11 protein-coding genes are annotated in these 13,472 nt (G+C 65.2%); 8 read left to right on the top strand and 3 right to left on the bottom strand.

What is annotated here, in order from left to right; all coding sequences use genetic code 11:
* The first annotated feature begins 122 nt into the window (after positions 1-122).
* The 8 genes from AC1DRP_RS11265 (at position 123) to AC1DRP_RS11230 (ending at position 9,392) form a co-directional block, all read left to right on the top strand.
* Positions 123-1,559 carry an FAD-linked oxidase C-terminal domain-containing protein gene (locus tag AC1DRP_RS11265; protein WP_476768518.1) on the top strand — a complete coding sequence of 479 codons (1,437 nt, stop codon included), beginning with the start codon at positions 123-125 and terminating at the stop codon, positions 1,557-1,559.
* Positions 1,556-2,743: a glycolate oxidase subunit GlcE gene (gene glcE, locus AC1DRP_RS11260; protein WP_441506547.1), complete on the top strand. Its 1,188-nt coding sequence runs from the start codon at positions 1,556-1,558 to the stop codon at positions 2,741-2,743. The genes AC1DRP_RS11265 and glcE overlap by 4 nt, the downstream gene beginning before the upstream one ends.
* A 92-nt stretch (positions 2,744-2,835) precedes the next feature.
* Positions 2,836-3,390, top strand: coding sequence for a DUF2585 domain-containing protein (locus AC1DRP_RS11255; protein WP_441489231.1), 555 nt, complete (start codon positions 2,836-2,838; stop codon positions 3,388-3,390).
* A gap of 3 nt (positions 3,391-3,393) precedes the next feature.
* Positions 3,394-4,782 carry a glycolate oxidase subunit GlcF gene (gene glcF, locus AC1DRP_RS11250; protein WP_476768517.1) on the top strand — a complete coding sequence of 463 codons (1,389 nt, stop codon included), beginning with the start codon at positions 3,394-3,396 and terminating at the stop codon, positions 4,780-4,782.
* A 119-nt stretch (positions 4,783-4,901) separates the two neighbouring features.
* On the top strand, positions 4,902-6,425 hold the full coding sequence (gene hisS / locus AC1DRP_RS11245; RefSeq protein ID WP_476768516.1) for a histidine--tRNA ligase: 1,524 nt from the start codon (positions 4,902-4,904) through the stop codon (positions 6,423-6,425).
* Between the two features lie 205 nt (positions 6,426-6,630).
* Positions 6,631-7,743, top strand: a complete 1,113-nt coding sequence (locus tag AC1DRP_RS11240; RefSeq protein ID WP_476768515.1) for an ATP phosphoribosyltransferase regulatory subunit — start codon at positions 6,631-6,633, stop codon at positions 7,741-7,743.
* Positions 7,740-8,714: an ATP phosphoribosyltransferase gene (gene hisG / locus AC1DRP_RS11235; protein WP_441506551.1), complete on the top strand. Its 975-nt coding sequence runs from the start codon at positions 7,740-7,742 to the stop codon at positions 8,712-8,714. Before AC1DRP_RS11240 ends, hisG begins: the two co-directional genes overlap by 4 nt.
* 195 nt (positions 8,715-8,909) lie before the next feature.
* Positions 8,910-9,392 carry an META domain-containing protein gene (locus AC1DRP_RS11230; protein WP_441489044.1) on the top strand — a complete coding sequence of 161 codons (483 nt, stop codon included), beginning with the start codon at positions 8,910-8,912 and terminating at the stop codon, positions 9,390-9,392.
* A 105-nt stretch (positions 9,393-9,497) separates the two neighbouring features.
* Here AC1DRP_RS11230 and AC1DRP_RS11225 read toward each other — a convergent pair whose 3' ends face one another.
* The 3 genes from AC1DRP_RS11225 to phnD all read right to left on the bottom strand — a co-directional run bounded on the left by AC1DRP_RS11225 (position 9,498) and on the right by phnD (position 13,212).
* Positions 9,498-11,597, bottom strand: a complete 2,100-nt coding sequence (locus AC1DRP_RS11225; RefSeq protein WP_476768514.1) for an ABC transporter ATP-binding protein/permease — start codon at positions 11,595-11,597, stop codon at positions 9,498-9,500.
* Between the two features lie 130 nt (positions 11,598-11,727).
* Entirely contained in the window at positions 11,728-12,114 is a 387-nt protein-coding gene (locus AC1DRP_RS11220) for a DoxX family protein (RefSeq protein WP_441506553.1), read from the bottom strand.
* Positions 12,115-12,297: 183 nt separating this feature from the next.
* Positions 12,298-13,212: a phosphate/phosphite/phosphonate ABC transporter substrate-binding protein gene (phnD, locus tag AC1DRP_RS11215; protein WP_476768513.1), complete on the bottom strand. Its 915-nt coding sequence runs from the start codon at positions 13,210-13,212 to the stop codon at positions 12,298-12,300.
* Positions 13,213-13,472 lie beyond the last annotated feature (260 nt).

Genomic DNA, 13,472 nt, shown 5'->3' with positions numbered 1-13,472 from the left:
TCCATTTTGGAAATAATCATGGCTTTTGGTCGCGCTGCAAGCGGGTTCGAATTGGTCTAACCTGTTTGTATGAAACCGGGTGTGGGTGATATCGCGAGAGCTGACATCCGGAGGAGGAGACCATGAGCGCCATTGCCTTTCCCGCGCCGCGCGCGGACATCCTGGCGCGCCGCGATGCGATCATCGCCGGGCTTGCCGGACTGGTGGCGCCCGAGGCCCTGATCACCTCCGATGACGAGCGCAGGCCCTATGAGACCGATGCGCTCACCGCCTATCGCCGCATGCCGCTGGCGGTCGTGCTGCCCTCGACGACGCAGGAGGTCGCGGCGGTGCTGCGCTATTGCGGCGAGCAGGGCGTTCCCGTCGTCCCGCGGGGGGCTGRCACCTCGCTCGCCGGTGGCGCGATCCCGCAGGAGGATGCCGTCGTCATCGGTGTGTCGAAGATGAATCGCATCCTCGAGATCGACTATGCCAACCGCGCCGCCAGGGTGCAGGCCGGCGTCACCAATCTCGCCGTCACCGGGGCTGTGATGTCCGAGGGCTTTTTCTATGCGCCCGACCCGTCCTCCCAGCTTGCCTGCTCGATCGGCGGCAATATCGGCATGAATTCCGGCGGCGCGCATTGCCTGAAATACGGCGTCACCACCAACAATGTGCTGGGCGTGACCCTGGTGATGCTCGATGGCTCGATCGTCGAGATCGGGGGCGCCCATCTCGATGCCCCGGGTCTCGACCTGCTCGGCCTGATCGTCGGTTCCGAAGGCCAGCTCGGCATCGTCACCGAAGCGACGGTGCGGATCCTGCGCTCGGCCGAGGGCGCGCGCCCGGTGCTGTTCGGCTTCCCGAGCAGCGAGCAGGCAGGGGCCGCGGTGGCCGCCATCATCGGCGCCGGCATCATCCCCGTCGCGATGGAGTTCATGGACAAGCCGGCGATCGAGATCTGCGAAGCCTTCGCCAAGGCCGGCTACCCGATGGATGTCGAGGCGCTGCTGATCATCGAGGTCGAGGGCTCGGACGCGGAAATGGACGCCCAGCTTGCGCGCATCGTTGCGATCGCGCGCGAGCATGGCGTCAAGACGGTCAAGGAAAGCAAGTCGGCGATGGAGACCGCCGCGATCTGGAAGGGCCGCAAATCGGCCTTCGGTGCGACGGGCCGGATCGCCGATTACATCTGCATGGACGGTACGATCCCGACCGGGCAACTGCCGTTTGTGCTGCAGCGCATGGCGGAGATCGTCAAAGGCTATGGACTGCGCGTCGCCAATGTCTTCCATGCGGGCGACGGCAATCTCCACCCGCTGATCCTCTATAACTGCAACGACCCCGTCGAGGCGCGCAAAGCCGAGGATGCCGGAAACGACATCCTCAAGCTCTGCGTTGAGGTGGGCGGTTGCCTCACCGGCGAACACGGCGTCGGCATCGAGAAGCGCGATCTGATGCGCGTGCAGTTCAACGAAGCCGATCTCAACCAGCAGATGCGGGTGCGGGCGGTCTTCGACAGCGAGTGGCTGCTGAATCCGGCCAAGGTCTTTCCGCTCGATGGCAGGGTCGCCGCGTGACCATTCACACCCCCACCACGGAAGCCCAGGCGTGCGCCGTCGTTGCCTCCGTCGCTGCTAACGGCACGCCGGTCACCATTCGCGGCGGCGGTACGCGGACCGGCTTGGGGCGCCCAACCCAGGTCGTGAGCACCATCTCCAGCGCCGGTCTGACCGGCATCACGCTCTACGAGCCGTCCGAGATGGTGATTGGCGCCAGGGCCGGCACGCCTCTGGCGGAGATCCAGAGGACGCTGGCCGACCGCGGCCAGATGCTGCCCTTCGAGCCGATGGATCACCGCGCATTACTGGGCACGGAGGGCGAGCCGACAATCGGTGCCGTCGCAGCCGGAAATATCTCCGGTCCGCGCCGGATCAACGCTGGTGCAGCCCGCGACTCGCTGATCGGCATCCGGCTGATCAACGGCCGGGGCGAGGCGATCAAGTCCGGCGGCCGGGTCATGAAGAACGTCACCGGGCTCGATCTGGTCAAGCTGGTGAGCGGTGCCCACGGCACGCTTGGCTTCCTGACCGAAGTCACCTTCCGCGTATTGCCGGCGCCGGAATGCGTGGCCACGCTGGCCTGGCCCGGCCTTGCCGACGAGGCGGCGGTCGCTCTGCTTTCGACCGCGCTCGGCTCGCCCTTCGAACCGATGGCGGCGGCGCATCTGCCGGCCGGCATCGGAGCCGACCAGGCCCGCACGCTGCTCAGGCTGGAGAATTTCGCGAGCTCGATCGCCTATCGCGCCGATGCGCTGGGCGAATTGCTGAGCCAGTACGGCAGGCCCGAACTGATCGAGGGGGCCGCCTCGCAGGAGCTGTGGCATTCCGTACGGGATGCGAGGTTCTTCGCCGGCAGCCATGAAGCCGTCTGGCGGCTCTCGCTTGCTCCGACGAGGGCCCCGCGTGCTACGGCGGCGATCATGCAAGCCTTGCCGCAAGCGCGCTGGTTCTATGACTGGGGCGGCGGCCTGGTCTGGCTCGCCGTGCCGCCTGACGAGGACGCTGGAGCCGCCGCGATCCGTGCTGCGATCAGGTCGCTTGGCGGTCACGCGACCCTGGTGCGCGCACCCCACGCGGTTCGCGCTGTTGTACCGGTCTTCGAACCACTGGCCGAGCCGCTGATGCGGGTCACGGCCGGAATCAAGAACAGCTTCGACCCGGCCGGAATCTTCGAGCCTGGCCGAATGTATGCGGGGATTTGATGGTGTTCGACCAGATAGCCGCCGCGCGTGAGATCCGCACTGAAGGGGGGCGCCGCCAAGCCTGGGCGCCGGGGCGGTTCAAGCCGGGCACGATTGCCCTCGTCGCGGCTCTGATGATTGCCGCAGCCGCCTTGATCCTGTTTGTCATGGGCCGCGAGCCGATCTGCAAATGCGGCTTTGTCAAGCCGTGGCACGGCGACGTCAATTCGTCGGAGAACTCCCAGCATATTGCCGACTGGTACACCTTCTCCCACATCATCCATGGCTTCCTCTTCTATGGCCTGTTCTGGTCGGTGCGCCGGCTGACCGGCCTGCCGATCTCGTTCGGGCAGGCGCTTCTTCTGGCGATCCTGATCGAGAACGCCTGGGAAATTGCCGAGAACAGCCCGGCGATCATCGATCGCTACCGGGAAATGACGATCTCGCTCGGCTATACCGGCGACAGCATCATCAATTCGGTCTCCGATATCGCGGCGATGATCGTCGGCTTCCTTCTCGCCCGTGTCCTGCCCGTCTGGCTCACCATTTCGCTTGCGCTCGGCATGGAGCTGGTGGTCGGCTACCTCATCCGTGACAACCTGACCCTGAATATCATCATGCTGATCTACCCCGCCGACTGGATCAAAATCTGGCAGGGAGGGGCCTGAGCGATGCAGACCAACTTCACGCCGGAACATCTGGCCTCCGATCCGCGCCTGCCGGCGTCGGAGAAGATCCTGCGCACCTGCGTGCATTGCGGGTTCTGCACGGCAACCTGCCCGACCTATCTGCTGCTGGGCGACGAACTCGATTCCCCGCGCGGGCGAATCTACCTGATCAAGGACATGCTGGAGAACGGCAAGCCGGCGACCGAGCAGGTGGTGAAGCATGTCGACCGCTGCCTCTCCTGCCTCTCCTGCATGACGACGTGCCCTTCCGGCGTGCATTACATGCACCTTGTCGATCATGCCCGGGCCCATATCGAGGAGACCTATCAGCGTTCCTGGCATGACGAGGCGTTGCGCCGGGTGCTCGCTGCGATCCTGCCCTATCCCGGTCGGTTCCGCGCCGCGATGCTGGCGGCGATGCTCGGCAAGCCGTTCGGGAGCCTTCTCGGCCTGCTGCCGCAGGTCGGCGGGCGGCTGAAGGCGATGCTGGCGCTGGCGCCTGCACGCCTGCCGGCGCGCTCGACCATGGAGGGGCCGCAGGTTTTCCCCGTCACGGCCGTGCGCCGCAAGCGCGTGGCGCTGCTTTCAGGCTGCGCCCAGCCGGTGCTCGACCCCGCCATCAACGAAGCGACGATCCGCCTTTTGACGCGCCATGGCGTCGAGGTCGTGCTGTCGAAGGGCGAGGGCTGCTGCGGCGCGCTCGTCCATCACATGGGGCGCGAACAGGACAGTCACGTCTTTGCCCGGCGCAACATCGACGCCTGGATGGCCGAGGTCGACGGCGAGGGGCTGGATGCCATCTTGATCACCGCCTCAGGCTGCGGCACCACGATCAAGGATTACGGCTTCATGTTCCGCAACGAGCCGGCCTATGCGGAGAAGGCGGCGACGATTTCGAGCCTCGCGAAGGATGTCACCGAGTTCCTCGAGACGCTCGAGCTGCGCCATGTCCGTGAGGTCGCGCTGCCGGTGACCTATCACTCGGCCTGCTCGATGCAGCACGGGCAGCAGCTCAAGGACGGGCCGAAGCGCCTTCTGAGCGGAGCCGGCTTCAAGGTGAAGGAGGTGCCGGAGGGCCATATCTGCTGCGGCTCGGCCGGTGTCTACAATATCCTCCAACCCGAGATCGCGGGGCAGCTGCGCGAACGCAAGATCGGCCATATCGAGAAGACGAAGCCGCAGATCGTCGCCACCGGCAATATCGGCTGCATGACACAGCTGGCGAAGGGCTTTGCCGACCGCGGTGCGACGACGCCGGTTGTCCATACCGCCGAGCTGCTCGACTGGGCCACCGGCGGGCCGCTGCCGGAGAAGCTGGCAAGGGCGGGGATCAAGGATGCCCCCCTCGGTGATCCACGTCAGCAGAAGGACATGCTGTTCGCGGCCGAATAGGCGCTTCCCGCTCGGGGAGGGGCAAGCGTGCTTGCCCCCGTTGCCCGGTCAAGTTACCGAACGCGGGACCCTATCCTGCGGGCTGTTCCGCATCTCGTTCAAGAAGTGAAGCCTGAACCATGTCGAAACCCGACAAGCTGAAAGCCCGCCAGCCGCGTGGTTTCATCGACCGTGGTCCTGCCGATGTGGCGGCGACCGAGCGCATGCTGTCCGTCATTCGCGAGAGCTTTTCGCTTTATGGCTTCGACCCGGTCGAGACACCCTTCGTCGAATATACCGATGCGCTCGGAAAATTCCTGCCGGACCAGGACCGGCCGAACGAGGGCGTCTTCTCCTTCCAGGACGATGATGAGCAGTGGCTCTCGCTGCGCTACGACCTGACGGCGCCGCTCGCGCGCTATGTCGCCGAGAATTTCGATGCGCTGCCAAAACCTTATCGCAGCTATCGCGCTGGTTACGTGTTCCGTAACGAAAAGCCGGGGCCCGGGCGCTTCCGTCAGTTCATGCAGTTCGATGCCGATATCGTCGGTTCGGGCTCGGTCGCGGCCGATGCAGAGATCTGCRTGCTCGCCGCCGACACGATGGAGCGTCTCGGCATCAAGCGCGGCGACTATGTCGTCAAGGTCAACAACCGAAAGGTGCTCGATGGCGTGATGGAGGCGATCGGGCTTGGCGGCGAGGAGAATGCCGGGCGCCGGCTGACCGTGCTGCGCGCGATCGACAAGCTCGACAAGTTCGGCCCCGACGGCGTGCGGCTGCTGCTGGGTGACGGGCGCAAGGACGAGAGCGGCGATTTTACGAAGGGTGCGGGGCTGGGCGCCGAACAGGCCACGCGCGTCCTGTCGATTCTTGATGCCAGGGCCGCGGACAATGCCGCGACCGCACAGCGTCTCGCAGATGGCTTCGCGTCCACGCCCGTTGGCCATGAAGGGGCCGAGGAGCTGCGCATGATGGCGGATCTGATCGCCGCGGCTGGCTATGCCGACCGCGTCGTCATCGATCCTTCCGTGGTGCGCGGCCTCGAATATTACACCGGCCCGGTCTACGAGGTGGAGCTGACCTTCCCGGTCACCAATGACGACGGCCAGGTCGTGCGCTTTGGCTCGGTCGCCGGCGGCGGACGTTATGACGGGCTGGTCGGCCGCTTCCGGCCGGAACCGGTGCCGGCGACGGGTTTCTCGATCGGCGTCTCGCGGCTCTATTCGGCACTGAAGGCGGTGAAGTCGCCATTGGTCGACACGAAGAACGAACTGCCGCTCGTCGTTGTGACCGCCATGGACAACAAGACGCCCGAGCATATGCCGGCCTATCAGGCATTCGTGTCTCAGCTCCGCCAGGCCCGGGACGGGGACGGCAAGCCCTTGCTGCGTGCCGATCTCTATCTCGGCGGCTCCGGCTTCAACGCCCAGATGAAATATGCCGATAAGCGCGGCGCGGTCTGTGCGGTGATCCAGGGCTCCTCCGAGCGCGAGGCCGGCACGATCGTGATCAAGGACCTGATCCTCGGCGCGGAACTCGCCGCCGCCAGCCGCGACGTCAAGGATTCGGCCGAGCACAAAGCGAGGCAGGCCGAGGCCCAGTTCGCCGTGCCGGTGACCGAGCTGGTCGAGGGGGTGAAGCGGGTGCTGAAGCGACACGGCTGATTGAAAGTCATGCTCGCCCTTGTGGCGAGCATCCACGTCTTGAGCGTTCATCGTAGGCAAAGACGTGGATGGTCGGGACAAGCCCGACCATGACGGAAACCGTCGGCAACGAGTCGGTCGCCAAATCCCGCTAACCCAATTCCCTAAAAACCATCGAAAATCCATGACGCGGCTGCTAGGACAGCCGCGCAACAGGAAGCTGCCCTTGTCCGCCACACGCGCCAGCATCGACACCGTGATCGCGCTCCTCGCCGCTGAGGGCTATCAGCGCGCCGAGCCGGCGATTCTGCAGCCGRCCGATGTCTTTCTCGATCTCTCAGGCGAAGATATCCGCCGGCGCATCTTCATGACGCAGGATGCCGATGGCCGCGATTGGTGCCTTCGCCMGGAATATACGATTCCGGTGGCGCTGGATCACATCGCGGCGGGCGTGAGTGCGCCGATGGCCTATGCCTATGCCGGCCCGGTCTTCCGCATGCGCTCGCGTGAGCCGGGTGAATTCGCACAGGCCGGGCTCGAGTCCTTTGGCCGCGCGGATTTTGCCGCAGCCGATGCCGAGATCATGGCACTGACGATCGAGGCGGCGGCGGCGCTTGGCTTGACGCAGCCGCGTGTTCTGATGGGCGACGTCGCACTGCTCGGCGCATTGCTCGATGGTCTGGCCGTGCCCCAGGGCGCGCGCCGCCGGCTGATGCGCGCGGTCGTGCAGGGCAAGGCGGCCGAGGCGGTCGAGGCGCTCGATCCGCCTGCAGCCACTGGCGAAACGGCTCATGCGGGACTGCTCAAGGCGCTGGAGGGGCAGGATCCCAAGGCGGCCAAGGCCTTTGTCGAGGATGTATTGTCGATCGCGGGGATCTCGACGGTCGGAGGCCGCTCCGCCGGCGATATCGCCGAACGCTTCCTGGCCCGTGCCGCTGAGCGCGAGAACCCGGTCAATGAGGATGTGAAGGCCGTGCTCGGCCAGGCACTTGCCGTCACGGGTGATCCCGATGCGGCGTCGGCCGCATTGCGGGCCCTTTCCGACCAGGCTTCGCTCGACCTGGGGCAGCAACTCGACGCCTTCGACGAGCGCACCGGCTTCCTTGCGGCGCGCGGTGTCGATGTCGGCCAGATCTCCTTCTCGACCGGCTTCGCCCGCAATCTCGATTATTACACCGGCTTCATCTTCGAGCTGCATGACCTGGGCCGCAGCGACGGCCGGCCCGTTGCCGGAGGTGGCCGCTACGACAACGTGCTCGGTCGCCTCGGTGCGCCTCAGCCGGCCCCGGCAGTCGGCGCCTCGCTTTGGCTCGACCGGCTGACGGGACAAACATCATGAGCGACGCTCCGCTGGTTCTCGCGGTCCCCTCCAAGGGGCGGCTCCAGGAAAACGCCACTGCCTTTTTCGGCCGTGCCGGACTGAAATTCGTGCAGTCGCGTGGCTCGCGCGACTATCGCGGCACGATCGCGGGATTGGATGGCGCGGAAGTCGCGTTCCTCTCGGCTTCGGAGATCGTCTCGCAACTGGCCTCCGGCGCGGCCCATCTCGGGATCACGGGCGAGGACCTCGTGCGCGAGCAGGTGGCCGATGCCGATGCCGCCGTCGAGATGCTGACGCCGCTCGGCTTCGGCCACGCCAATGTCGTGGTCGCCGTGCCGCAGGCCTGGATCGATGTCCGCTGCATGGCCGATCTCGACGATGTCGCGAGCCATATGCGCGCACGCCATGGCCGCAAACTGCGCGTCGCCACCAAATATGTGAACCTGACACGCCGCTTCTTCGCCGAGCACGGGCTTGGCGACTACCGCATCGTCGAAAGCCTGGGCGCGACGGAGGGGGCCCCGGCCGCCGGCTCCGCCGAAATCATCGTCGACATCACGACCACTGGCGCGACGCTGGCCGCCAACGCCCTGAAGATTCTGGACGATGGTGTCATGCTGGCCTCCGAGGCCAATCTCGTCGCCTCGGTGCGGGCGCCGTGGAGCCCGCGCGCACGCGCCGCCGCCAACGCCATTCTCTCGCGCATCGCGGCCGAGGAGGAGGGGCGTTCCGTCCGGGAGATCCGCGCGCGGCTCACCGATGCGAAGCCTGCGGCCATTGAGGAGATGGTGGCGCGACATGGCGCTCGGCTGCCCTTCGGTGCGCATGCCGAGAGCGGTATCCTGGCCATCCATTGCCCGGAGAAGGCGGTCTTCGCACTGGTCGACGATCTGGCCGGCTCCGGCGCTGACGAGATCACCGTCAACGCCCCAGCCTATGTCTTCCGCAAGGCCAATCCCTTGCTGGAGCGCCTGCTGGCGCGCATCTGAGCGACATCTGGCGCCGCCTTGGGCTGAAGCCGGCCCCATTTCCGACGCGATGCCGCGTGACGTTGCTGGCGCTGCCACTCGGCAAAGCAACGTTGTCGCAATGATCGCAGTTGATCCCAACGCGATACGGTTCTAGGCGTTTCCATGAGAGCGGGGCGTGGGCTATCGTCCCGGCCCCGCATAGGTAGAGAAATGATGAATCGACGCCTTGGCTACGCCGCTGTCTTCGCCCTGAGCCTCGCACCCCTGCTGATCGCGTCGCCGGCTTCCGCCCAGCGAAAGGCGATGTCGCCGCGTGATATGCAGAACCAGCCGGAGCAGGCGCCTGCAGCGCCGAAACAGGAAAAAACCTTCCCCCTGGGCGCCTCCTGGACGGCGATTTCGATGAACGGCAAGTCGATCGCCGATCGCAAGGCCACACTGCAGATCGACTCGAACCTGCGTGGCACCGGTTACAGCGGCTGCAACACGTTTTCCGCTGCGGCATACCCGCTGCGCCAGCAGGGGATCGCGGTCGGCCCCATGGCCATCACCAAGCGCTCCTGCGACAAGGGCGCTGCCGAATTCGAGCGGGCCTATCTGGTCGCCTTGCGCGGAGCTCGCAACTGGGACCTCGTCGAGGGCAGGCTGGTGATCAAGACCGCCTCGGGCGAGTTGCGCTTCGACCGCGGCATCTGACGACGGTCAGCCGCCAGCTTCAGTTCTCCTGACGATCCGCCTTTCCCGACACGAAGCGTGATGCGGGAAAGGCAGACGAGCGCCCGGCTACGGGCGCTCGTTGATTCACGACTGAACGACTGGCTCACGAACCATCGCGCGGGGACTGTGCGTTCCATCCGCGTTCGGCTGCATGACGACGATTTCGTCGTGCATCTCCCGCAATGTCGAGCGATGCCCAATCGAGACAATCTTCGTCTGCGGCAGTGTCCGGTCGATGAGGTCGTAGATCTCTCCTTCCAGCTTCTCGTCGAGCGAGGCGGTGGCCTCGTCAAGGAAGAGCCAGTCGGGCTTGGCCAGCAAGGCGCGCGCGACGGCGAGGCGCTGCTGCTCACCGCCTGACAAGCGCTGGGCCCAGAGGTCGACATCGTCGAGCCGGTCGATCAGGTGGGCGAGCTTGACCTGGGTCATCGCCGTCGCGATGTCGGCATCGGTATAGGTGTCGTCGAGCGCCGGGTAGGACATGGCCGCGCGCAAGGTCCCCTGCGGCAGGTAGGGGCGCTGCGGCAGCAGCATGATCCGCGCACTGGCGGGAACCCCGACCTTGCCTTCCCCGAAGGGCCAGATGCCGGCTATGGCGCGGAACAGCGTCGATTTTCCCGATCCTGACGGTCCGATCACCAGTGTCGAGCGCGCAGTGCCGAGATCGAGCCCGTCGATCCGCACGATCGGCGTGCCGTTCGGCAGCGTCAGTGTCGCGCCGTCGATATGGACCTCGTTCCCGGGGAGTTCGGTCTGGTGGATGCCCTTCTCGCCGGCCGTGGCGGCTTGCGCCTGCCCGATCGCCGCCTCGAAAGTGGTCAGGCGGTTGATCGAGGCCAGATAGGAGGCGATGGCCTGATAGCTGTTGATGAAGAACGACATCGCCGTCTGGACACGATCGAAGGCCGAGGCAACCTGCGTCATGATGCCGAGCGTGATGATGCCCGTGAAGTAATGCGGTGCGAGCAGCACATAGGGCACGACCACATTCGCCTGATTATAGGACAGGGTGAAGCTGGTCAGCTTCACCCGGCTCCAGACCAGTCGATAGAAGTTCGAGACGATGTCGCCGAAGCGCTGGCTCAGATGCCGCTGTTCGGAGGCTTCGCCGCGCATCAGCGCGATCTGCTCGGAATATTCACGCAGACGCGCCAGCGAGAAGCGGAAGTTCGCCTCCCGGCGTTCCTGCTCGAATTCGAGCCCGATCAGGGGCTTGCCGATGAGATGCGTGATCCAGGTCGCCGCGATCGCGTAGATCAGCGCCATCCACAGCAGGAAGCCCGGGATGATGATCTCGGTGCCCGGAATGGTGATCGGAACGGGAATCGACCAGAGGATGATCGAGAACGAGACGAGTGTCGAAATCTGCGACAGCAGCGGCAGGGCGAAGTTGTAGGTCTGATTGACGAAGGCGCGGGTATCTTCCGCGATACGCTGGTCAGGGTTGTCGGCAGTGCCCGCCAGCGAGATCCGGTAATGAGTGGCGTTGCCGAGCCAGCTCTTGCTGTATTTTTCCGCCATCCAGCGCCGCCAGCGGATCAGCAGCGTGTAGTTGGCGAACATCTCGATCAGGTTCGAGACCACCGAGATGGCGGCCCAGACACTGAAGACATAGATCAGCTGATACCAGAATGACGGCGCATCCTTCTCCTGGATCGCGTTGTAGAAATCGCGATTGAAGAAGCTCAGACGCAGCGAGATGCCGACCTGCGCTTGATTCAGGATCACCAGAAAGATCAGCAGGATGACGCCGAGGCGCCCGAGCTGGATCTGATAGGTGCCGAACGGCCAAAGGTACGCCGTCGTCGTCTCGGTCGAGGAAAAATAGGGCGATGCCAGGCGCGAGATGCGCTGGATCATCGGAATKAAGGAGATCGCATAGATCAGGATGCCGAAGACGGCGACTGTCGTGGCGAGGCTGGCAGGGGGAGCGATCGCGGCCCAATCGGCAGGCCAGTAGCCAAGCTGCGCGAGCACCGAGCCGGCCCCGAAGACGACGTACTCAACACCGAAAATCCCGGAAAAGATCTTCAGGAAGAAGCTGGTCTCGGTCGAGCGATAGGTGGCGAGTGCGAGCAGCACACCCACGGCGCCCATACCGAGCATGCCGCCGCTGCCGCTCTGCTGCCCCGCCACGAGCGCGATGGCGGCGAGAGCAGCGACAAAGAAACTCAAAAGACGCATCAGGTCTTCCTTACCGGGGAACTCGCGCCAGCGTCGGCGCATGCGGATAATATCTTCTAGCCGACCGGATCAGACAAAAAAGCCCGGCTCAAGGCCGGGCGTGTCGATTTCAGCGATTTGTGATGCGACGTCAGCCGCGATCGAGCGACAGCCGGCCGGGCCCCGCGGCGAACAGCACAAGGAAGCCGCCGACGACGGAGAGGTTCTTCATGAAGAGGAGCTGCTGCATCGGCTGGGCCCAGTTCAGGTGGAACAGCAGCGTCGCAGCCAGCGTGAAACCGGCAAGGGCAAGTGCTGCAAGACGCGTCTTCCAGCCGAGAACGACCATCAGGCCGCCCAGAAGCTCGACCGCGATCACGAGAGGCAGCAGAATGGCGGGCACGCCAGCCGAGGCCATGTACTGCTGTGTACCGGCATAGCCGCTGATCTTGGAGTAGCCAGCGAGCACGAACATCAGGGCAAGCAGGATGCGGCCGACGAGCTTGGCGCCGTCGGCAAGGGCGGGCGAGTTCAGCATGGAGCAGACCTTCGCAAGAGAGTGCCACAGAGCGCGGCGGAATGCCGCAGCTTGCGGGAATAGGGCTTACAACCAAAGTCGATGCAAGAGCCGGTCCGGCCCGCGGAACCAATTCCCGGCTTCCATCGGCGACTTCATTGTTGAAAACGCCTTTCGTGCCGCCTTGCGGCGGCAGATCGCCGCTCAGCCTGCGGGCTTCTGCTTGCGCCGGGCTTCAAGCTCCTCCGTCACCGCGATGATATCGAGATAGTCCTCGTGTTTCGCCGGGGCGTAAGCGGAAACCTGACCGTCGGTGTAGACCTTCCAGACCTCGGGTGCCTGCGCCTTCATCGCCATCATCGCAGCGACGAAGGCATCCTTCAGTCCCTGGGGCAGGTTGGCCCGTGTCGAGAACGGGCTGGAGGGGATCAGGGGCGAGGTCCAGATCACGCGTGTCGCGCCTGCCGGAATCATGTTGCGCGCGGTGAGGCGCTGGACGACGCCGGAGGTCTCGTTGACCTGATAGGTCGCCACCCCGTCGAACTGGCCGCGCACCAGCGCCAGGACGGAGTTGTCGTGGCCGCCGGAGAAGACGGTGCCGCCGAAATGGTTCTGCGGATCAAAGCCCTGTTTGCGCAGGAAATAGGACGGGAAGGCGAAGCCCGACGTCGAGTTCGGATCGGCGAAGGCGAAGTTCTTGCCCTTCAGATCCGCAACCGACTTGTAGGGGCTGTCGGCACGAACGACGATGACCGAGTAATAGCCTTCCTGGCCGTTGTTATCGATGTCGCGGAACAGAGGCTGCAGCTTGTCGCCGAGGACACGCCGGCCGAGCGAGTCGACCGCGGGCCCGAAGCGGGCGAACTCGAGCTGGTCGGCCCGCAGTGCCTCGACGAGGCCGGCATAGTCGCTGACCCGATAGAGTTTCACGGGAACGCCGAGCTTGCCTGTGAGATAGTCGATCACCGGCTGGTTGCGGGCGATCGCGCCCGCCTCATGTTCTGCCGACGAGACGCCGAAGCGGATTTCCTTGATGCTCTGGCGCCAGTCGCTCTGGGCCAGCGCGGGAAGGCAGGTGAGGGCGCCAAGGCCGGCAATCATGGTGCGACGTGTGAGCATATCTGGCCCCTGAAACAGTGAGCGTCATTTGCTCAGCGGGACGCGACGGCGCGATTACGGCGGGATGGCGGTTGCGTGACGCGTCGGGCCGCTGTCGCGCACCGAGGCAGAGCCAGGGGCTGGCAGATATGAAAAAGGCCCGGCTTGCGCCGGGCCTCCGTCGTATTCGCGAGAAGCGATGGACTTCGATCAGAAGTCCATGCCGCCCATGCCGCCGCCGCCCGGCATAGCCGGCATGGCGTCCTTCTTCGGCAGCTCGG

Source organism: Allobosea sp. 01N443, from assembly GCF_056399325.1.
The sequence above is the reverse complement of the archived record's forward strand: the minus strand, read 5'-3'. Positions and strand labels throughout refer to the sequence as shown.